This window comes from Flavobacterium luteolum, assembly GCF_027111275.1.
Classification (GTDB): Bacteria; Bacteroidota; Bacteroidia; order Flavobacteriales; family Flavobacteriaceae; genus Flavobacterium; species Flavobacterium luteolum.
This window is the reverse complement of the sequence record NZ_CP114286.1, coordinates 494,223-514,710: the sequence shown is the minus strand read 5'-3', so window position 1 is coordinate 514,710 and position 20,488 is coordinate 494,223. Positions and strand designations below refer to the sequence as shown.

Sequence of the window (20,488 nt, the reverse complement as noted above, 5' to 3'; positions counted from 1 at the left end):
GTTTCTTAGCCCTCTTTTTACAATCATGAGAGTTATGATGGCGCAGTAAAAAAGAGGGTAAGAGGACAGCAAACGTTTAATGATTTTTTTTTTTTTTGGAGCTTTATGGTGGTTTGCCACAAAGGCGAAAAGGCGCTAAGTTTTTTTTATTTTGACTTTGTGACTTTGCGTCTTTGTGGCAATTTTTTTTTTAAGACCAGGCTTTTGGCATTTTTTGATCTCTAAGTGGAACAAAAACGGCGTTATCGTCTTTTTCGTCTGAGTTTACAAAGTGATTGAAGCGTTTTAATAATCTTGGTTTTTCAAGAACTTGTTTCCATTCGCATTCGAAAGTGTTGACTAAAGTCTGCATTTCAGCTTCTAAGGTTTCGCAGATTCCTAGACTGTCTTCGATGATCACTTCTTTTAAATAGTCTAAGCCTCCATCTAATTTTTCTAACCAAGTTGAAGTTCGAATCAGCGGTCCAGCAGTGCGGATGTAATACATTAAGAATCTGTCCATGTATTTAATAACCGTTTCTTTGTCGATTTTCTCTGCCAATAAAACAGCGTGTTTTGGGTTTGCGCCGCCATTTCCTGCGATGTATAAGTTCCATCCGTCTTCAACAGCGATTAATCCAAAGTCTTTTCCGCGGGCTTCGGCGCATTCGCGGATGCAGGCCGAAACACCTCCTTTTAATTTATGTGGAGAACGGATTCCTTTATATCTGTTTTCTAATTCGATGGCAAATCCGGCGCTGTCGTCCATGCCGTAACGACACCAAGCATTTCCGACACAGCTTTTTACAGCACGAAGCGATTTTCCGTAAGCGTGACCGCTTTCAAAACCATTGTCGATTAAAATTTTCCAGATTTTTGGCAGATCGCTTAAATGCGCTCCGAATAAATCCACTCTTTGTGCTCCAGTGATTTTAGTGTACAAATCAAATTGTTTTGCTACTTCGCCTATTACAATTAATTTTTCAGCAGTGATTTCGCCTCCGGCAACTCTTGGAACAACAGAATACGTTCCGTTTCTCTGAATATTGGCCAAAAATCTATCGTTTGTATCTTGAGTTGTAACGTGTTTATTCGCCGTATCGTTATAAATACTAGAGAAAATAGAAGCAACAACCGGTTTGCAGATTTCGCAACCGTCGCCTTTTCCATGATGATCCAAAACATCGTAGAAATTCTCGTATTTATTGATTTTTACCAAATCGAATAATTCCTGACGATTGTAGTTGAAATGCTCGCAGATTACTTCTTTTACTTCTTTTCCTAAAGATTTTTGAGTGGCTTTTACCAAATCAGAAACCATTGGTTTACAGCCTCCGCAGCCAGAAGTTGCTTTTGTAGCTTTGACAACATCTGATAATGAAGAACAGCTTTCGTCTAAAATTTTACAGCAGATTGCGCCTTTTGTAACATTTTCGCAAGAACAAATTACGGCTGTGTCTGGCAAATCCATTACACTTCCTAAACTTGAACCTTCAGAGCCATCACGAGAACCCAAAATCAAATCTTCTGGATTTTTTGGCAAAGCCATTCCGTTATTGTAGATCTGGAAAAGCGAATTGTAGTCACTTGAATCGCCGACTAAAATTCCGCCTAAAAGGGTTTTAGAATCTTTGGTAACATTAATTCTTTTGTAGATCCCGCTTAGTTTATTCTCATAAATAATGGCAGTTACGTTTTCATTTTCGATAAAAGGATCGCCAAAACTCGCGACTTCAACACCAATTAATTTTAATTGTGTCGACATATCAATGGTTTCTCTCATGGTTTTATCGCCATTTAAGATTTGCTCGGCCGCAACATCGGCCATTTCGTAGCCTGGAGCAACAAGTCCGTAAATGTTTTGATTGTAAAGTGCCGCTTCGCCAATTGCATAAATAGAAGGATCTGATGTCTGCATTTGATTGTTTACCACAATACCGCCTCTAACGCCCACTTCAAGTCCTGAAACTCTTGCCAGTTCGTCGCGAGGTTTGATCCCAGCAGATATAACCAACATATCAACTTTTAACAATTCCTCATTAGCAAACATCATTCCCGTTATACTTTCCTTTCCGTCAATATATTGGGTCGCTTTGTTTAGATGAATTCCAATATTTAGTTCTTCGATTTTAGCTTGCAACATATCGCTTGCGCCTTGATCTAATTGTCTTGGCATCAAGCGTGGCGCAAATTCCACCACATGCGGATTCAAGCCTAAATCTCTAACTGCTTTTGCAGCTTCAAGACCTAATAAACCGCCACCTAAAACGGCAGCTTCGGTCGCGCCTTTTATTTTTATTTTTTTGGCGTAGGCCATAATAGCGTCCAGATCTTCAATGGTTCTGTACACAAAAACACCTTCTTTTTCGACACCTTCAATTGGCGGTACAAAAGCGGAAGAACCTGTTGCCAAAACTAAGTAGTCGTACGTATGTGTTTTGTTTAGGTGTGTATGAATCGTTTTTGCATCACGATTAATATCTGTAATTAATTCAGATGTATTTAAAATAATATTGTTTTCTGCGTACCACTCGGTTGTAGATAATGATAAATCATCAGCTGTTTTTCCTCCAAAGTACTCGCTTAAATGTACGCGATCATATGCTCGTCTTGGTTCTTCGCCAAATACGGTAATCTGATACTTTTCTTGTCCTGATTTTGCAATGAACTTTTCGCAAAATTTATAACCAACCATGCCGTTTCCAACTACTATTACTTTAATCATGATTTCTTTAATTAAGTATTACTTCGCAAATATAAGTATTTATACTTATAAAAATACGTAATTATGTTAATTTTTAAGTAAGAGATGTGTTTTTTTACTACGTATTTCGGCGTAGTCTTTTACGTGGTGTGGGTTTTGAATGATTTTGTACTTACTTAGTTTTTTAAAATTTGAAAAGATTCTAAATAAGCGTTTCAGAAAAAAGTCGTAAATTCATAAGAATTTTACAGGAGTTTTGAAAAAGAAACATGTTTTTAAACTGAGATCTCATGAAAAAAATACTTTCAATTTTGTTATTTTCACTTTTAGTGATAGGCTGTAAAACAACAGCAAATAAGGATTCTGGAGGAACAACTTCAACAATTTCTGCCGAAGAAGATTTAAAATATTACTTTAAAGGAACAGGAAACGAACCTTTTTGGGGAATCAAAATGGGCAATGAGGAATTGTTTTTACATCCTTAATTCCTGGGAAAGAAAAAATTGCTTTTCCAGCAGTTGAAGCCATTAGAGCTATGGACGCAAATGTGAAAATGTATAAAGTAAATAATGAAACGACTTCGGCTACGATTACGATTCAGCAATTAGATTGTCAAGACTCTATGTCTGGTGCAATTTCGCCTTATAGTGTAAAAGTTGAAATTAGAAACAATTCGGAATTAGAAACGAAGAAACTCAGCGGATGCGGAAAATATCTTACCGATTACAGACTTCATGATATTTGGGTTTTGGAAGAACTAAATGGTTATAAAGTTTTTGCAACCGATTTTCAAAAGGAATTTCCTCGAATCGAAATCAATTCTTCAGAAAACAGATTTTCTGGTTACGGAGGTTGTAACGGAATCAGCGGACAAATTTTTTATGAAAAAGATGTATTGCGATTTACAAAAGTGATTTCAACTCTTATGGCTTGCGCACAAGGAAATAAAGAAGGTGAATTTTTGAAAGCGTTGCAAAGTACGACGACTTATTCTATAGAAAATAACAGACTGACGCTTTCGAATCCTTCTGGGAAACTTTTGGTTTTTAAGAAGGTGGATTAGGTTTTATAAGGGCTTCGACTTCGCTCAGCCTGACATTTCGTTTGTCTTCCTGAGCGAAGTCGAAGGATTTATTCTAGTTCTTTAGTTTCTTCTTCTTCATCATCACCTTCAATAAAATCCAATTCCAAAGCTTTTACACTTTGAACCGCATTTCCGGCAATACCGCGAATCGAACCGTACATTCCTAAAGTATTATGAACCACTTTTTCGATTTGTTTTTCGCGTTGTTTCCAGATTCTCTGCATCGCTCTTTTTTCAGAATCTAAGTCGCTTTGCATTTGTGTAAACCCTTCTACAATTCCTTCAATTTGCAAACGGAATTCATTGCTGGTTAAGAAATCGTACAACATCGACATTTTATCGCCTTTGTTTTCCTGCGCTTGTACAGCTTGATTGATCTGAATTAAAGATTGACGTAAAACGGCGCTTAAACCTTTAAATTCTTCATAAGTACAAATCCAGATTCCGTCGCGCATTCCCATTCGGTCCATTCCATTTGGCATTACTTCGGTAACCAAAACACCAATATTGGCTCGTTTGGTTCTGATATCGTTTTTGAATTTCTCAATCCAAGAAGGCTGAAAAGCTTTTGTTCTCTTGCTTTCATAATAAATAGAACCGCAATTCTGATGCTCGCGAGTATTTACAATTTGAAGACAATCAGCACCATTTGCACCTTTTTTAATTTCGTCAATACTATCAAGAGGAAAGTTGTTTGCAAGCCATTCTTCAATTGCTAATTCCATTATTTCGCCTTGCAATTGCATCGAACCTTGTTCTTGCTTGCGTTTCATTTCTTCCGTCAGCTTTTTTTGTTCTTCAAGTTGTTTCTGAAGTTCTTTGAATTTCAGTTCGTTTTTATCGTCTTCCTGTTTTCTGATTTTTTCGCGTTCCAAAGCCAATTGCGTGTTCAATTGTTTTTCGGCTTCAGCTTGAATGGCATCTTTCATTTCCAGTTTTTCGCGCTGTAATTTGGCGATTTCACCTTCCATTTTATTTAATTCCCTGATTTTTTCTGATTTTTCAGAGAGTTCTTTTTCCATTAAAAGCAAACGATCTTTGTTTTCTTCTTCAAGTTTGGTTTTAAGTTTTTCCGAAATTTCTTTTTCCGCAATTTTTCTTTCACGTTCCAAACGTTCGGCAAAAAGTTCGTTTTCTTGTTTCTTTTTGGCTTCAAATTCGGCTTTGGCTTTATCCAATTGTTCGTTTTTAAGCTCTAATTCTTTATTTTGAATAGTGGCTTTTTGTTGAAATTCTTTACGGATGCTGTCTTCCAATTGATGTTTCAAAACATCATTGACATCGATTGGAGTTCCGCAGTTTGGACACTGAATTGAAGATTGTTCAGCCATTTTTATAGTAGTTTTATTTTGTAGAATTTTGATTTGCTAAGGTATTTAAAAGTTCTCTTTTTATAATGTGGATTTCTGTACTAAATTGTAACGATTTTTTGTTATAGCCACGAAGGCGCTAGGACGCAAAGTTTTTTTTGCCACAGATTATAATGATTAAAAGGATTTTTCTCATTTTATGTCATCCTGACGAAGGAAGGATCACACGCGTAACTCGACAAAGATTGACGATTCTCTTTGCAGAATTTCTTGTGTGATCCTTCCTTCGTCAGGATGACAAACTGTACGCTTCTTTCTACTTAAAAAAAGTTTGCGTCCTAGCGCCTTTGTAGCAACAAAAAATCAACAGCAGATCTTGTAATTTCAGAGTCATCTTCTTTTGAAGTTATAATCGAAACATCCGTACGTAAATTCACTTTTTTCAATTCGATAAAACTAATCTCAGAATCTTGATTGTTTTTAGCAATATTTGACGGAACAATCGAAATTCCTAATCCGTTTTTGACTAATTGTACTATTGAATTGATGTTGTTGGCTTCGTGGATAATCTTCGGCGTAAAGCCATAAAAAGCACACAATTCCAGTAAAACTTCGTGATAATGTGGTGCATAATCTTTGTTAAAGAAAACGAATGTTTCATCTTTTAAATTCAATATCTCTTTTTCAGATTTGAGATGAATGTTTGTTTTATTAAAAACAATTGAAAAACCATCCTGAAACCATAATTGCGATTGTATTTTGGGAGATTTTATAGGGGAACGAATAATTCCCATTTCAATTTTTCCTTGTTCTAAAGCGTCAATTTGTTTGCTTGTAGAAACCTCAAAAAGCTTGAAATTGACATAAGGAAATTGTAATTTTAAATGTTTTATCAATTCTGAAATTGTAGCAGAATGTATGGAACTTATGTAAGCAATCCTAAATTCTCCCGACACATTCTCTGCGATTTTTTTTGTTTTTAGTGAAATACGTTCTAGATTCTGAAAAAGTGCTTTGGCTTCTTTTTCAAAATATTTTCCAGCTTCAGTAAGTTCTACTTTTTTATTGTTTCTGATGAAAAGCTTTGCTTGAAGTTCTTCTTCCAATTCAGCTATTTGTCGACTTAGAGGTGGTTGCGAAATAAAGAGTTTTTCTGACGCTTTGGTAAAGTTGAGTTCTTCGGCTACAGCCAAAAAATATTTTAAGTGACGTAATTCCATGATACTTTTAAAGTATTATTAATTGATAAAAATAGTATTTTTAAAGTATTTATGAAAGAGATAGTTTTGAAAAATCAAAAAACAATTCTCTCGCAGATTATGCAGATAGGGCAGATTACAGATTAATTAAAATTATTTTAATTCTTAATCACCAATATTCCGATCAATAATAGCAAAAAGATCCCCTAAATCTGCTAGATCTGTGAGAGTATAAAAAGCAAGAACTATGAAAAAATCAACTATTGAAGAAATCAAAGAACGTTTTGACAATGATGTCGAACGATTTTCGAATTTAGAAACAGGACAAGTGGCTACAATCGATGCAACTATTTCTTTGGAATTAATAACCGAAGCTTCAAAGCGCATTGTTCCTAATGCTACAACAATTTTAGATGTTGGCTGTGGCGCCGGAAATTATACTTTAAAAATGTTATCTAAAGTGCCAGATTTAAACTGCACTTTGGTCGATTTGAGCTTGCCAATGTTGGATCGCGCTTTTCAAAGGGTTTCAGCTGAAACCAACGGAAAAGTAGTAACAAAGCAAGGCGATATTCGCGAAATAGATTTAGAGGAAAATAGTTTTGATATCATTTTGGCTGGTGCAGTTTTGCATCATTTGCGTGATGATAGCGATTGGGAAACGACTTTTACTAAATTGTTTACATTATTAAAACCAGGAGGTTGTTTGATGATTTCGGATTTAATCACACAAGACACAGAGTTATTGAATGAATATACTTGGCAGCGTTACGGCGATTATTTAGAAGGAATAGGAGGGGCAGAGTATCGCCAAAAGGTTTTGGATTATATCGAAAAAGAAGATTCTCCGAGATCGATGAATTATCAATTGGATTTAATGAAAAAAGTAGGATTTTCAAAAGTCGAAATTTTACATAAAAATATGTGTTTTGGGGCTTTTGGAGGGATAAAGTAGTTTTTTGTTAGCCACGAATTCACGAATTAATTTAAAAATGTTTGCGCATAGTTTTTAAAAAATATATTCGTGAATTCGTGGCTATACAACTATGTATTAACCGGCATTAGATATTTATTTCGAAGATCGAAAACTAAGTCGGATGGACCGTTTTGCTGAAGGTAATCTAATTTTTCGACAGCTTCTTCAAGATTAGGAATATGTCCTTTAGGAATCCACCACATAGCCGTATGCGCTTTTCCGAATTTCTGAAACCATTCTTTTCGGCGTCTTAAAAAATCACTATGAAAAGTTTTGTACATATAATGTTCCAAAGTTTCGATACTTTCCCAAACCGAAACATTGATGATAATTTGTTCATCATTGTACGGATTAAGATTTGTAGCATTGTCGGTTTCGTCTTTTAAACGCCAAACAAAACCTTCACTTTCTTCGGCTAAAGTGTTTACAGTATCTAAATTGTCTACAAATTCTTTCATTATTGGGTCGTTAATGTCGACTCCTTTCATTTTGGCAATATTGATTTCGGCAAGATGATAATTGCTCATAAAATATAGATTTCTGAATTTTAGGCAATTTAGCTTTTTTCGGAATAATTTAATAGCCACAAATTGCTTCGCCTGTTCGCTATCGCTTGGGTCACGAATTAATATAAAATCTATACGCATAGATTTTATATTAATTCGTGAATTGCTTCGCCTATTCGCTATCGCTCGGGTTGTGGCTATTGAAAAAAAACTTATAAAGTCTGTACCGTTTTGTAAACCTGAATTGGACTTGAAACCAGCGTTTCCGTTTTTTTGATGAATTCTTGCAAGTAGGATTGATTGTTATGCAGGTCTAATCCTGGTTGGTCTTTCCATTCTTCCCAAAGGATAAAAACATTTTCGGAAGTGTGTAAATCGTAACGAATACATGCAACTTCTTTTCTAGTTTCGGTTACTAGATGTGTTAGCAGGTTTTGAACTTCATTTAAATGCTCTGGTTTACTTTTTAAAATTGCTGTAATCGAAATCATAATTATAAGTTTTTAAAAGTTTGCTCTAAATGTTTCGTGTAATTCTCTTTAAAGATAGCAATATTTTCTGGTGTTGCTCCTTTTTCGACATCGTGAAAATGGAAGCTGTTTATTTTTTCCATTCCGGTGAATTTGTTCATTTTGTGGAAACCAAACATAGCGCCATCATCAACCGAAGTTTGATCGAAGAATTCTCCTGGAAGTGTAAAAGCCGTTGCAGGCGCATTCCAGCTTGTGGTAAGCATGTATTTGCGTCCGTGTAGAAGTCCGCCAGTTCCGTAATTGATGTCTGGATTCACACGGCTTCTTCCGTCGCTTTTGTAAATTCCTTTGTTGTGACCTGCTGTGAAAACATCGTCTATGTATTTTTTGAAAAGGTTTGGCAACTGAAACCACCAAACTGGTGTGTGGTAAATGATTACATCTGCCCAAACAAATTTTTCTACTTCTTGGTCAAGATCAATATTGTCTTCTACGTGAGTTGTTTTTATTTCGTATTCTTTGCTTTTTGAAAGAAAGTCAATTGTCCAATCTTGAACTGTTTTATTGAATTTTCCTCCTGAATGGGCAAATTTTTGTCCGCCGTTAATTATAAATATCTTTTTCATTTTACTTTATGTTGTTATGGATACGTGATGCGTGAGGGATAGTAGCGATATCCTTTTACTTTTTTCTTTAAAAAGTAAAAGATTTAGCGGATAGCCCTCCCGATAGTTATCGGGATTGGGACACGCCCAAATTCTAATTATTTAATTTTTGAAATTGCTTGATTGATGAATTCTAATTCTGAAGCTGATAAATCGAAATCCATTGTTTTGGCGTTTGAAATAGCTTGTTCTGCGTTTCTTGCGCCCGCTAAGACAATTGAAATTCCTTTTTGTAAAGTGGTCCAGCGTAAAACCAATTGAGAAATTGAAATATGTTTTGAATGCGCTAAAGAACTTAATTCTTCTATTAAAGTTTTCACCTGCTGTAAATCGAATTTTCCGAAATAGCCGTTTCTGTGGTCGTTTTCTTTTAATTTGCTGTCTGTGAAATATTTTCCAGTCAATAAACCTCTTTCCATTGGACTGTAAGCAATGATTCCGATGTTTTCTGCCACTGTAAACGGAATTAAATCTGCTTCGATTCCACGGTTTAGCATACTATACGCAACTTGATTTGAAGCTACTTGAATTGTTTTTTGTGCTTCTTGAATTTGTGCAATATTGTAATTACTTACTCCAAAAGCTCTGATTTTTCCTTGCTGAATTAAAGTTTCAACAGCTTCCATAGTTTCAGAAATTGGTGTTGTTGAGTCTGGCCAGTGAATTTGCAATAAATCGATATAATCGGTTTGAAGACGTTTTAAGCTTTCTTCAACTTCTTTAATGACGTTTGCTTTTGATGAATATTTGTAAATCGGAACTTTTTTGCCATTGTCGTCAGCATCAAAAAAGTAATCGCCTTTTCCATTATTACTTCCGTCCCAAACTAAACCAAATTTAGTAAGTAATTGAATTTTAGAACGATCGTAAGATTTTATGGCTTCCCCGATCATTTCTTCACTTAAACCAAATCCGTAAAAAGGGGCAGTGTCGATTGTGGTAACGCCGTGGTCGATAGAAGCCTGAACAGATTCTATTGAATCTTTCTTTTCTGTTCCGCCCCACATGGTTCCGCCAATAGCAAATGCGCCGTATGTAATTGCTGATAATTCAAGTTCTGAGTTGCCTAGTTTTCTATATTCCATGATTGTGATTTTTTATGTTTAAAATTAATGAGGCAAAATTATACTGTTTTTATGATTCTTATTTGGTATATATTTGTCTTTTTTAGGTATATTTGCATCTTCAAATAAAATGTAATTATGAAAAAAGAAAACTTATATGAACCTTTTACGGTTTCTTTTGAAACGCTGAATGAATATCCAGACGTTGGAGATCGTCATAATTTTTTCGAATTGGTTTATATTTTGGAAGGAACTGGGAGGCAGTGTATCAATAAAAATATATTCGAATATGATCCTGGGCATTTGTTTTTATTAACGCCTGAGGATTGCCATAATTTTACAATTGAAACCGAAACGAAGTTTTTCTTTTTGAGGTTTAATGATATTTATTTGAAAAATTCGAGTTTGCAGAATGAAAATATTCAGCGATTAGAATATATACTTCAAAATGCCAATCATCAGCCGGGCTGTATTCTTAAAAATGATCCTGATAAATGTCTAGTGAAAGTGATGATTGAAGCTATTTGTCGCGAACATCAGGATAAAGATGTTTACAATCAGGAATTGATTCAGCAGTTGGTGAATACGCTGATTATTATTGTGGCGAGAAATATCGCGAAATACTTGCCTGAACAAGTAACCATAAATACGGAAGCTAAAGCGATGGATATTCTGCAATATATTCAAAACAATATCTACTATCCTGAAAAAATCAAAGCAGAATCAATCAGTGATTATTTCGGAATTTCGAATACCTATTTAGGACGTTATTTTAAGAAACATGCCAGTGAAACGATGCAGCAGTATATCAGCAATTATAAAACGAAATTGATTGAACATCGTTTGCAATTTAGCGAGAAACGTATTAACGAAATAGCCTATGAATTTGGTTTTACGGATGAAAGCCATTTTAATAAGTTTTTTAGAAAACAAAAAGGGTATAGTCCGTCTGAGTTTAGAAAGACGATTCGATTGAGTGCTTAAGGTTTTGTTTGCTACAAATTTCCTGAATTTGCGCTAATTTTTTTAGCCACAGATTATAATGATTAAAAGGATTTTTTATTTCACGCAGATTTTAAATGATTTAGGCTGATTTAAAATAGATTTTTTTAAATAAATCTGCTCAATCTGTGAGAGAAAAAGAAAAAATCTGTATAAATCCGCGTTTTCGCAAAGCGAATCTGTTTTATCCGCGTACTTTAATTCTATTTTTCGATACGAAATAAAAGTTAGATGATTTTCTTAATCACACGAAGTTTATGAGTGTGTTTGTTTATTTCTGGATTATAAATTCCGCTGTGGTCCAAACGGTCAATTCGTACTTTGCCACTTGCGTGAATGATGTAGTTGTTTTCCATGATGATGCCAACATGGGTAATGTTTCCTTCATCATTATCAAAGAAAGCCAAATCACCTGGTTCGCATTCTTCAATAAAACTTAACGGATCGCCTTCAAGTGCCTGCTGAGAAGCGTCACGATGAATTTTATAGCCGTTTAATTTGTAAACCATTTGAGTAAAACCAGAACAGTCAATACCAAAAGGTGTTTTTCCGCCCCATAAATACGGAGCATTCAAATACATAAAGGCAGTTTTAATTAAAGCGCTTTTAGGTTTGATACCGCTGGTTTTGGTTCCTTCAAAATCAAAGTTGGAAGTATTGATTTCGCTATTGTTTAAAAAAGATAATGAAGCTCCAAGCGGAATTGGAAGTAATAGATTATTTGGTGCAGTGATATAATCAATTAAATCGGCATTTAAAATAATTGACTCTTTGCTCAGAAGATCAAATTGTTCTTTGGTAATAACCTGATATTGTTTAGAATCTACCCAGCCAACATAATCGTCGTACTGAATTCTTATTTTAGCCCATTGATTCTGGCGTTCTAAAATTTCGATATGCTCGCCAAACAAGAGCTGTGTAACAATTTCACTTCTGTCGCTGGCTTCAGCTCGAACAGGTACTATGGCTAAATTGCAAATTCCAAACATTTAAGGAAATTTATAAGTTGAAAATCAGGAGTTATATTGGTAACTCCTGATTTTTTGAGATATTGTTTTAAGCTCTTTCGATAACAATTGCCGATGCGCCACCGCCACCGTTGCAAATTGCAGCAGCTCCAGTTTTTGCATTGTTTTGTTCTAAAACATTAAGTAAAGTTACGATAATTCGTGCTCCAGAAGCTCCAAGAGGATGTCCTAAAGAAACAGCGCCACCATTTACGTTTACTTTATCATTGTCTAGGTTTAATATTTTTGCATTGGCTAATCCAACAACAGAGAAAGCTTCGTTGAATTCGAAATAATCAACATCTGAAATTGAAATTCCTGCTTTATCTAAAGCTTTTGGTAATGCTTTTGCTGGACTTGTTGTAAACCATTTTGGTTCTTGTGCAGCATCTGCATAGCCTTTTATGTAAGCTAAAGGTTTTAAGCCTAAGGCACTTGCTTTTTCCTCAGACATTAAAACCAAAGCAGCAGCTCCATCATTTATTGTTGAAGCATTTGCGGCAGTTACAGTTCCGTCTTTTGTGAAAACTGGTGCTAAAGATGGAATTTTATCTAATTTCACGTTAGTATATTCCTCATCTTTAGAAAATATAACAGGTTCGCCGCGTCTTTGCGGTACTTCAACAGGAACAACTTCATTATCGAATTTTCCAGCGTCCCAAGCTTTTGCACTTCTTTCATAAGACTGAATTGCAAATGCATCTTGTTCTTCACGGCTGATTTTGTATTCAGATGCACACAAGTCAGCGCAAACTCCCATTGCGTTATTGTCGTAAGCATCTGTCAAACCATCTTTTTGCATTCCGTCAAGCATAGTAGCTGGACCAAATTTGTTTCCGGCACGCATTTGTACGTAGTGAGGAATCAAACTCATGCTTTCCATTCCGCCCGCGACCACAATTTCAGCGTCACCGCATGCGATTGCTTGAGCAGCAAACATTACAGCTTTCATTCCAGAAGCACATACTTTGTTTACTGTTGTAGCGGCAACCTCTTCAGACAGACCAGCAAAAAGTGCTGCTTGGCGTGCTGGAGCTTGTCCGACACCTGCCTGAATTACATTTCCCATGAAAACTTCATCGACTAATTTTGGGTCAAGATTAATTTTTGAAAGCGCTCCTTTTATGGCAGCAGCGCCTAATTTTGGAGCAGGTACACTAGATAACCCGCCCATGAAACTTCCGATAGGTGTTCTAACGGCAGAAACGATAACAACTCTTTTGTTCATTTTCTGTTTAATAATAGTTAGTAAGCAAATTTAATGTTTATTTGAATAAATTCAAATTTTGTATTGAATCACGATGATTTTAAATTTAAGGTGAATTTTTTGTTAATTCTATTTGTTTGATTGTGAAGTGGTTTTGAAAAAAGATAAAAAAAAACTAAAAAAACTCAAAAAAAAGCTTGTGAGAAAAGGAATGTTGTTATACATTTGCACTCGCAAAACGGAAGCAATTCCGCAAGCAAGGAGAGGTGCCAGAGCGGTAATGGAGCAGATTGCTAATCTGTCGACGGGTAACCGTCGCCAGGGTTCGAGTCCCTGTCTCTCCGCTTAAATTTTGCCTCGGGGTGTAGCGTAGCCCGGTTATCGCGCCTGCTTTGGGAGCAGGAGGCCGCAGGTTCGAATCCTGCCACCCCGACTACAATTGAAATAATGGTCGCATAGCTCAGCTGGATAGAGCACCTGCCTTCTAAGCAGGCGGTCGAAGGTTCGAATCCTTCTGCGATCACAAGAAACCATTCAAATAGAATGGTTTTTTTGTTTTTATGTAAATAGTTTTGATTTCTATTTTTAGAAATTTTGAAATAATGGTTCCATAGCTCAGCTGGATAGAGCAACGCACTTCTAATGCGTAGGTCGAAGGTTCGAATCCTTCTGGGATCACTTTATAGGATGATCATTTTTGATCATCCTTTTTTGTTTTGTGCCTATTTTGTTTATTTTTAGTTGTTTATAGTTAAAAAATAGTAATGGTATGAGAATAGCAATACTTGGAGCTCATAAGGTTGGTAAAACCACATTTGCAGAAAAACTGCATGAAACTCTTCCTGATTATGAGTTTTATTCAGAACCGTATTTTGAACTGCAAGAAATGGGTTTTGATTTTTCTGAAGTGCCTACTTCAGATGATTATATAATCCAGTTAGAACATTCTTTAAAACAAATAGTAAGAAGTAACAGAAACGCTATTTTTGACCGCTGTCCAATTGATCTTTTAGCATATGCTTTAGCGGTCGATGATAAATTAAATTTTTCGTCAATATTTAATAAAATTCAAAATGCAATTAGAGAAATTGACGTTTTTGTATTTGTTCCTATTGAAAAGCCAGATCGAATTTTGTGCTCAGCTTCTGATTTGCCCGAACTGAGGTATGAAGTAAATGATATTGTCAGAGAATTAATTGATGATTTTGATTTGGAAGTAATTGAAGTAAAAGGAAATTTATCTGAAAGATTAAATCAAATTCAAAATAAAATAGAATATTAAAGAGATAAAATAAATAAAGACCAAACATTCTTGAACGCTTGGTCTTTATTCGTTTGTAAGATTTGTTTTTATTGCAAATTACATTTATCAATAATTGTCAAATTCTCTTCGTTTGTAAAAAGTATCGTCATTACTTTCAGAAGCAAGGCGCGATTCCTCAGTAGGATAATAAGAATTTAATACTCTTCTTTCGTATTCCCTATCAAAATCATTTTGCCAGTTATATCTGCTTGTTTTTCTAAATGTATCATATCCAATATTGTTGGCCATGACAATTTTAGTGTCTTTATTTATACTCACAGAGCCGATTGGTATAATAATGTGGCTGTCTCCATCTTTATAGATAAATTCCTTTCCATTTTCATTCGCAATTGCATCATGCACTTCATTACGACTGTCTTCTATTAATCCTTTATCAAGGTTAACGTCTAGATAAACAACACGTTGCATATCTTTATTAACCCATAGGTTATCAATTTTTCCTATCGTGCGGTTGTCTGAGTCTACAATTTTCCAACCTCTTACATCAGAATAGTTTGAAGCAACTTTATAATCGGAAAGCTCATCTAATCTGTATAAATTTCTATCTTTATTTTCCATAGTTTCTTAATAATTTGCTGTGCTGTCTACACTAGAATTGTTTTCGATTTCCATTCTGTTTTCATTTTGCACTTGATCATCTTTTATAAAGACATAGTATACAAGTGCTGAGATTAATAGGATTGCTACAATCCATGGCCAAATTGGCTTCTTTTTCTCAATTTTAATTTCTGCCATAACCTGTATTTTTATTATGAATATTTAGTTTTATAATAAAGGTACAAATGGAGATTGCGTTTGAAAGTATTTAATTTCATATAGAAGTTATACAATTTCCAGTTGGGTAGAAAATTGATTTGCAGTGTTTTGTAAGCTTAGTTGCTTGAAATGTATTAATTGAAATTGTTTTGTCTCTTTAGTTAAATCAATATTTATAGAAGTTTCTTACGTTATTAGAATATTTTGTAGTAAATTGCTTCTTCATTTTTAATTCTAATAATAAATAAAAATTTTTACTACGCTCCATGAATGAAGAAATAAAATTTTACCGAAATGCCAAGAAAACGAGAAACTTACTTTTATATGCTGGCGCAATTAGTGCTTTATTAGCAATTATGCTTTTATATGGCATAGGAACTTTTGATGGAGTATTTAAAATAAAACTTTCAATAGTTTCTGGTGCAATTCTTTTAATTATGCTTGTTTTAACATTTAAAGTTCTTGCCGGAATAAAAGATAAATCCCCATTAATTCAAATAGATTCAAATGGTTTTTCTGGAAGAACAACGCCAGTGGCTAAAGCTTTTGGAAGAATAGAGTGGCAAGATGTTACCGATTTGCAATTAACGAAAGTAGGAGGTGATACTTTGGTTGCCATCACAATTGATAATAAAGCCAAGTATGAGGGTCACGTTTCTAAATTTCTGTGGAAAATGGCTTATGATGAACAAAATTCGAAATTGAATATAATGTACTCCGCTTCAGAGATTGAAATTAATGCGGAAGAATTATTTAATTTGTTTTTAAGATATTGGAAAAAATAAAAGCAGTTTGTTGTAAAATCTAAAGAGCCACTTTAATGAAGTGGCTCTTTTGTTAGTTCTAAATGCAAAATCGGATAGGGTTTGCCGCATCCATCTAAATCGGATGTTGATTGTATTTCAAAACCAAAATGCTTGTAAAATGCAGTGGCTGTTTGGTTATCTTTATTTACATCAACTTTTGAGATTTTAAGTTTTTCAATTGCATATAATAATAACTTTTTTCCGATTCCTTTTCCAATTTGGTCTGCTGTTACAAACAACATTTCTAAGTTTTCGTCAAGAGTTCCAACAAAACCAATAATTTGTTGTTGGTCATTTTTTATACAGTGTAAAGAAACATTATCAAAAAAATTTGGAATAAGTTCTTTGTAAAATATAAAATCTTCAGATTTTAAAAAGTCATGCGTTGCTTTTACTGAAGATTCCCAAACTGAAATCAGTTCGGGATATTCTGTTTTATTTACTTTTTGAATCACAGTCTTGATTGTTTAATTTTTTGATGACTGGCAAAAATAACAATTAGGTGTAATACTGAATTATTTTTTGCCTGCCACCCAGAAAATTGAATTTCGAAGTAGGGTAGTGTATGCTTCGTTTTGGAATAATTCTGGTGCGTGTCCCATAAAAATGTAAACAATTCGTGAAGCAAAGCGATCGTTCGTCCAAACCACAGGATGATCTCCCATTTTTATTTTTGAATTTGGCTGATAGGTAGACTCATCAACCGAAGCCAAAACATGAACGTTTGTTCTGGGACTTTTGTCATAAATATACCATTCCTCTTTTTGGATAATGAAATCAGATGGAATTCTTTTAGTTACAGGATGAGATTTATCTTCTATATTTACTTTTCCGCTCGCAAAATCTGGAATGTAATTCACAAATCTGATTCCGCCCATAAAATCAGAAAACCATTTCCACATTGGGTATCCATCAAACTCCCCAAGCAGAGTAGCGTGATGCAAACCAACCCATCCACCTTTTCCGCTGTTCATATATTTCTGAAACGCCTGCATAGATTCTTCACTCCAAGTGTACGGAGGATAATCTAATTGAATAAAAACTTGATATTGTTTTAAAAGTGCCTCGTTGATTGTTTTAGTACCTTCGAAATAATCAATTGTAAAGCTGCTGTCAATGGCAAGTTTATTTAACCATGGTTTAGCCGCTTTGGTAAATGGGAGATGATGTCCACCATTTTCATATAAAACCAAAGCTTTAAAACGTGATTTTTTATGTTTTTGAGCCAGACAGTCCTGCTGAATGAAACAGCTTAAAAGAAATAAAATCGATACTATTAAATTTTTCATCAGAGAAGATTTGCTAAGACAAATTTGTTGGAAGGCAAATTACAAAAAAGTTGAAAATTAGCTGAAATAATGTTTTGATGTTAAAATTTGAAAATTACAATACGAATTAATTTTATTGGTTTTATGAAGTGATTTAAAAAAGAGATGATGTGTATTTGATATAATTTTATTGATAGATGATATATTCCTAATTGATAATTCTTTTCACTTTTTCAATTTGGCTAAAACATTTTAAATGAATTTCAAGTCCTTCTTTATATTGTTCAGGACTCATTCCGTATAAATAAGCAATGTTTTTGAAATCATTTTTATCTGAAGATAAGATTTCAAAATGATTGTGAATAGACTTTTGTCTAGGGTTTTCTTTTTTATTATTATTTCGGGTTGTCATAAAATAATCTTTGGTTATAAATCGTTTTTCTTTGTTTTGAAAATTATGAGATTAGAAGTTTAATTTTTTCGATTGCTTCTTTGTTTTCATTGGCTACTTCTACCAGTGCAAGTAAGACGTCATTTCGAAGTATGGTTTTGTTTCTGACATTTCTAATTAATGCTTTGCTTGGGGCTGGTTGTCCTTTTTTTACAATACAAGCAATAGTGAGGTCAACATAGGTAACAGGTAAATGCTTATCTATAAATTCATAAGCTTTTTTATTGTGAGAATTATCTTCTTTAAAATTGCTATTATTGATTAATTTTGACATATATTTGCTAATAATTATTTGTATGTATTTTATTACGTGTAAATGTAAGAATAATATTATATTATTTATTCTTTTTAATGTTAAAAAATATATTTTACCTATATTTTCTTTGAAATTTAAAAATGATGTATCACGAGAAACTAAGTAAATTCTTTAAGGATAAAGGATTAAAGCAGAAGGAAGTCGGGGCAATTCTAGGATTTAGCCCTGCAATGATTGGAAGATATTTACATGGGACAGCTAGTATGGGTTCTGAATTTATTATTAGCTTGAGTAAAAATTTTCCTGATGTGGATTTGAATGATCTTTTTGCTCCCGATGAGCAAGATATGGTTAATGAAGTCGGCGCGATTTATGAAAAACAAAATATTCTGAATGATTTGCAAGAGATTGAAGGTCGTATTCATAATATTAGATTGCGATTGGCAGATAAAAAGTTTGAGGAATAATAAAAAGTTTTCCAAAAAATATCTAACAATTTTAAATGTCAAATTAATTTAAACCACTCTAACAGAGTGGTTTTTTTGTTTAAAATACTCTATTTTTATTTAAATCTACGCTTACAGTTTAAGTTTTTTTTTACTAAATTTGGTTAACAATTTCTAGCAGTAACCAATATGGAAAAATTAAAACGACCGGTTTATGTTAAACCAGGAGCAGATGATTTTTTTAAAAAGATGCGTTTAGAAGTGAATGAAACGGTCTTAAAAAACTCGTCTTTGTATGTATTAAATGTCGTGAAGTCTTTAGGACTTCTGGCAGTATTTTTTTTGTTCTACGCCTGTATTTTAATTTTCGGAAACCAGACGCCCTTACTATTTCTTTTTTACATTTTGTCTGGTATTACAATGATCGTTTTATTTATAAATGCTTTTCATGATGCTGCACATGGAGCTTTGTTTAAAAAGCCTAAGCATAATGAATGGTTTTTATATGTTTTAGAATTATTTGGCAGTAATCACTGGCTTTGGATGCGACGCCATATAAGTCTGCATCATGCTTATCCAAACGTGCCAGATTGGGACATTGATATCAAGCAGAGCGATATTATTAGAATATTTCCAAACAGTCCGCTATTTAATTACCACAAGTACCAGCATATTTACATGTGGTTTATTTATCCTCTTTATAGTCTTAATTGGCTTTATATTAGAGACTTTAAAGATTTTTTTGGAACAAAGGATAATTACGTAAAAAGAGTGGTGGATAAAATACCGAGACAGGAAGTGTATAGACTTTTTGCGGCAAAGATTATTAATCTTATTTATTTGCTTTTTATTCCTATGATGTTGTTAAGCCAGCCTTGGTACATGGTTTTGTTTGCTTGGCTTTCTATGCATCTATGCGGCAGTGCGATTGGAGTTGTAGCTTTAGTTTCTACACATGTTGATGAAGATGCCCATTTTCCACATACGGATGAAGATGGAAATCTTTCTGACACTTGGGTAATGCATCAAATGATTGTTACTAAGGATTTTAGCACTGAAAGTAAATTGGCTAATTTTCTTTATGGCGGATTTACGCATCATGTGGCACATCATCTTTTTCCTGCTGTTGGCCATACGTACTATCCTTATATTACGCCAATTATAAGACGTTATGCAGAAGAATATAATCTGCCATACACTTCGTATCCGTTTTATCATGCTGTTCGTTCTCATTTTAGAATGCTGAGAGACAAAGGAGTAAAAGAAAATATTTTGATTACAGGAGAGATATAATTATTAAAAGTAATTTTATAAAAAACAGAAGTCTGGTTCAATAAGAACCAGACTTCTGTTTTTTTTTAAGCGCCTAAACGGGCACATTATTATTTTTTATTTATGATATTTTGCTTCTTAATTTCAAGATCTTTTAAAAAGTTACCATTAATTTCAATATCAAAATTATCTTCTTTAAAAACGGTTAGTTTAGATTCGGAAAATTTGTAGACATTGATTTTATTGTTTTTAACATCGATGTACAAATCATAAGAATAATTGCTGCAGTCATGCTGTTTGCATCCCCATGCATGAAGTATATTATCTTGTTTTTCAAAAGGAGTTTCTGTGTTCCAATTTTTTACCATTTGGTCATAATCTGCTCCTAATAATTTTTTTAATCTCGGAGCTATACTGCTTTTGGTCAGAAACTGCGTTCCAATAACACTTTTATCTACTAAACTATATAAAGAATCATTCGGGTTCAACACTATGCTGTCTTCTTTTAAAGCTTCTGTTTTTATAGAAGTAGAATCTGTTTTAGGAACTTCTTTTATAATTTCTTTTTTGCAGGAAAACAAAATTAAACTGCTTACGATTGCTGCTGAAATGTATTTAGCTCTGTAATTCATAACATAATTGATTTTTAGAATTAATAATTTAATTTACAAAGACGTAATGGTTTAATTATCATAAAGATATTAAAAATAAACTTTGGTTTGAAAGTAATTTA

Annotated in this window: 24 protein-coding genes and 4 tRNA genes; 12 read left to right on the top strand and 16 right to left on the bottom strand. The window is 33.8% G+C overall.

Going from position 1 to position 20,488, the window contains the following annotated elements; genetic code table 11:
• Positions 1–190 precede the first annotated feature (190 nt).
• A complete protein-coding gene (nirB, locus tag OZP10_RS01940) occupies positions 191–2,704 on the bottom strand; it encodes a nitrite reductase large subunit NirB (protein WP_281633264.1) in 2,514 nt (837 codons plus the stop codon).
• 269 nt (positions 2,705–2,973) lie between these two features.
• Here nirB and OZP10_RS01935 point away from each other — a divergent pair, with 269 nt between their 5' ends.
• Together OZP10_RS01935 and OZP10_RS01930 are read left to right on the top strand one after the other, a co-directional pair.
• A complete protein-coding gene (locus OZP10_RS01935; protein ID WP_281633263.1) occupies positions 2,974–3,168 on the top strand; it encodes a hypothetical protein in 195 nt (64 codons plus the stop codon).
• 50 nt (positions 3,169–3,218) lie between these two features.
• Entirely contained in the window at positions 3,219–3,746 is a 528-nt protein-coding gene (locus OZP10_RS01930; protein WP_281633262.1) for an META domain-containing protein, read from the top strand.
• A gap of 68 nt (positions 3,747–3,814) precedes the next feature.
• Here the strand turns inward: OZP10_RS01930 and OZP10_RS01925 are convergent, their stop codons facing one another.
• Together OZP10_RS01925 and OZP10_RS01920 are read right to left on the bottom strand one after the other, a co-directional pair.
• Complete coding sequence (locus tag OZP10_RS01925; RefSeq protein WP_281633261.1) at positions 3,815–5,098, bottom strand: DUF2130 domain-containing protein; 1,284 nt, start codon at positions 5,096–5,098, stop codon at positions 3,815–3,817.
• A 317-nt stretch (positions 5,099–5,415) separates the two neighbouring features.
• The gene (locus tag OZP10_RS01920) at positions 5,416–6,297 is read right to left on the bottom strand and encodes a LysR family transcriptional regulator (RefSeq protein ID WP_281633260.1); all 882 of its coding nucleotides are present in this window, start codon (positions 6,295–6,297) and stop codon (positions 5,416–5,418) included.
• Between the two features lie 226 nt (positions 6,298–6,523).
• Between OZP10_RS01920 and OZP10_RS01915 the strand changes: the two genes are divergently transcribed.
• The gene (locus OZP10_RS01915; RefSeq protein WP_281633259.1) at positions 6,524–7,231 is read left to right on the top strand and encodes a class I SAM-dependent methyltransferase; all 708 of its coding nucleotides are present in this window, start codon (positions 6,524–6,526) and stop codon (positions 7,229–7,231) included.
• A gap of 89 nt (positions 7,232–7,320) precedes the next feature.
• Here the strand turns inward: OZP10_RS01915 and OZP10_RS01910 are convergent, their stop codons facing one another.
• The 4 genes from OZP10_RS01910 to OZP10_RS01895 form a co-directional block, all read right to left on the bottom strand.
• Positions 7,321–7,779, bottom strand: a complete 459-nt coding sequence (locus OZP10_RS01910) for a DUF3291 domain-containing protein (protein WP_281633258.1) — start codon at positions 7,777–7,779, stop codon at positions 7,321–7,323.
• A 191-nt stretch (positions 7,780–7,970) separates the two neighbouring features.
• Positions 7,971–8,249, bottom strand: coding sequence for a putative quinol monooxygenase (locus tag OZP10_RS01905; RefSeq protein ID WP_281633257.1), 279 nt, complete (start codon positions 8,247–8,249; stop codon positions 7,971–7,973).
• Between the two features lie 2 nt (positions 8,250–8,251).
• A complete protein-coding gene (locus OZP10_RS01900) occupies positions 8,252–8,857 on the bottom strand; it encodes an NAD(P)H-dependent oxidoreductase (protein WP_281633256.1) in 606 nt (201 codons plus the stop codon).
• A gap of 137 nt (positions 8,858–8,994) precedes the next feature.
• Positions 8,995–9,981: an aldo/keto reductase gene (locus OZP10_RS01895; protein ID WP_281633255.1), complete on the bottom strand. Its 987-nt coding sequence runs from the start codon at positions 9,979–9,981 to the stop codon at positions 8,995–8,997.
• Between the two features lie 117 nt (positions 9,982–10,098).
• Between OZP10_RS01895 and OZP10_RS01890 the strand changes: the two genes are divergently transcribed.
• The gene (locus OZP10_RS01890) at positions 10,099–10,944 is read left to right on the top strand and encodes an AraC family transcriptional regulator (protein ID WP_281633254.1); all 846 of its coding nucleotides are present in this window, start codon (positions 10,099–10,101) and stop codon (positions 10,942–10,944) included.
• A gap of 245 nt (positions 10,945–11,189) precedes the next feature.
• On the opposite strand, the gene OZP10_RS01885 is transcribed toward OZP10_RS01890, so the two are convergent.
• Both OZP10_RS01885 and OZP10_RS01880 read right to left on the bottom strand, forming a co-directional pair.
• Positions 11,190–11,951 (bottom strand): C40 family peptidase, encoded by a 762-nt coding sequence (locus OZP10_RS01885; RefSeq protein ID WP_281633253.1) that lies wholly within the window; start codon positions 11,949–11,951, stop codon positions 11,190–11,192.
• A 67-nt stretch (positions 11,952–12,018) separates the two neighbouring features.
• Positions 12,019–13,197 (bottom strand): acetyl-CoA C-acyltransferase, encoded by a 1,179-nt coding sequence (locus OZP10_RS01880; protein WP_281633252.1) that lies wholly within the window; start codon positions 13,195–13,197, stop codon positions 12,019–12,021.
• Between the two features lie 239 nt (positions 13,198–13,436).
• On the opposite strand from OZP10_RS01880, the gene OZP10_RS01875 reads away from it, so the two are divergent.
• The 5 genes from OZP10_RS01875 to OZP10_RS01855 all read left to right on the top strand — a co-directional run bounded on the left by OZP10_RS01875 (position 13,437) and on the right by OZP10_RS01855 (position 14,458).
• A tRNA-Ser gene (locus OZP10_RS01875) sits at positions 13,437–13,520 on the top strand.
• A gap of 14 nt (positions 13,521–13,534) precedes the next feature.
• Positions 13,535–13,609: transfer RNA gene (locus OZP10_RS01870), tRNA-Pro, on the top strand.
• A gap of 16 nt (positions 13,610–13,625) precedes the next feature.
• Positions 13,626–13,699 (top strand) — tRNA-Arg (locus tag OZP10_RS01865).
• A gap of 81 nt (positions 13,700–13,780) precedes the next feature.
• Positions 13,781–13,854, top strand: a tRNA-Arg gene (locus OZP10_RS01860).
• 91 nt (positions 13,855–13,945) lie between these two features.
• A complete protein-coding gene (locus tag OZP10_RS01855; protein ID WP_281633251.1) occupies positions 13,946–14,458 on the top strand; it encodes an AAA family ATPase in 513 nt (170 codons plus the stop codon).
• An 87-nt stretch (positions 14,459–14,545) separates the two neighbouring features.
• On the opposite strand, the gene OZP10_RS01850 is transcribed toward OZP10_RS01855, so the two are convergent.
• Both OZP10_RS01850 and OZP10_RS01845 read right to left on the bottom strand, forming a co-directional pair.
• Positions 14,546–15,058 carry a PRC-barrel domain-containing protein gene (locus tag OZP10_RS01850; protein ID WP_281633250.1) on the bottom strand — a complete coding sequence of 171 codons (513 nt, stop codon included), beginning with the start codon at positions 15,056–15,058 and terminating at the stop codon, positions 14,546–14,548.
• Positions 15,059–15,064: 6 nt separating this feature from the next.
• Complete coding sequence (locus tag OZP10_RS01845) at positions 15,065–15,235, bottom strand: hypothetical protein (RefSeq protein WP_281633249.1); 171 nt, start codon at positions 15,233–15,235, stop codon at positions 15,065–15,067.
• A 287-nt stretch (positions 15,236–15,522) separates the two neighbouring features.
• Here OZP10_RS01845 and OZP10_RS01840 point away from each other — a divergent pair, with 287 nt between their 5' ends.
• Entirely contained in the window at positions 15,523–16,041 is a 519-nt protein-coding gene (locus OZP10_RS01840; protein ID WP_281633248.1) for an STM3941 family protein, read from the top strand.
• Between the two features lie 32 nt (positions 16,042–16,073).
• Here the strand turns inward: OZP10_RS01840 and OZP10_RS01835 are convergent, their stop codons facing one another.
• From OZP10_RS01835 to OZP10_RS01820, 4 genes are all read right to left on the bottom strand, one after another.
• Positions 16,074–16,517 (bottom strand): GNAT family N-acetyltransferase, encoded by a 444-nt coding sequence (locus tag OZP10_RS01835; RefSeq protein ID WP_281633247.1) that lies wholly within the window; start codon positions 16,515–16,517, stop codon positions 16,074–16,076.
• A 60-nt stretch (positions 16,518–16,577) separates the two neighbouring features.
• A complete protein-coding gene (locus tag OZP10_RS01830; RefSeq protein WP_281633246.1) occupies positions 16,578–17,351 on the bottom strand; it encodes a ThuA domain-containing protein in 774 nt (257 codons plus the stop codon).
• 187 nt (positions 17,352–17,538) lie between these two features.
• The gene (locus tag OZP10_RS01825; RefSeq protein ID WP_281633245.1) at positions 17,539–17,742 is read right to left on the bottom strand and encodes a hypothetical protein; all 204 of its coding nucleotides are present in this window, start codon (positions 17,740–17,742) and stop codon (positions 17,539–17,541) included.
• A gap of 43 nt (positions 17,743–17,785) precedes the next feature.
• Positions 17,786–18,055 carry a hypothetical protein gene (locus OZP10_RS01820; protein ID WP_281633244.1) on the bottom strand — a complete coding sequence of 90 codons (270 nt, stop codon included), beginning with the start codon at positions 18,053–18,055 and terminating at the stop codon, positions 17,786–17,788.
• A 122-nt stretch (positions 18,056–18,177) separates the two neighbouring features.
• Here OZP10_RS01820 and OZP10_RS01815 point away from each other — a divergent pair, with 122 nt between their 5' ends.
• Complete coding sequence (locus OZP10_RS01815; protein ID WP_281633243.1) at positions 18,178–18,504, top strand: helix-turn-helix domain-containing protein; 327 nt, start codon at positions 18,178–18,180, stop codon at positions 18,502–18,504.
• A 168-nt stretch (positions 18,505–18,672) separates the two neighbouring features.
• The gene (locus OZP10_RS01810; RefSeq protein WP_281633242.1) at positions 18,673–19,776 is read left to right on the top strand and encodes a fatty acid desaturase family protein; all 1,104 of its coding nucleotides are present in this window, start codon (positions 18,673–18,675) and stop codon (positions 19,774–19,776) included.
• Positions 19,777–19,865: 89 nt separating this feature from the next.
• On the opposite strand, the gene OZP10_RS01805 is transcribed toward OZP10_RS01810, so the two are convergent.
• Positions 19,866–20,387, bottom strand: coding sequence for an Ivy family c-type lysozyme inhibitor (locus OZP10_RS01805; protein WP_281633241.1), 522 nt, complete (start codon positions 20,385–20,387; stop codon positions 19,866–19,868).
• Positions 20,388–20,488: the final 101 nt, after the last annotated feature.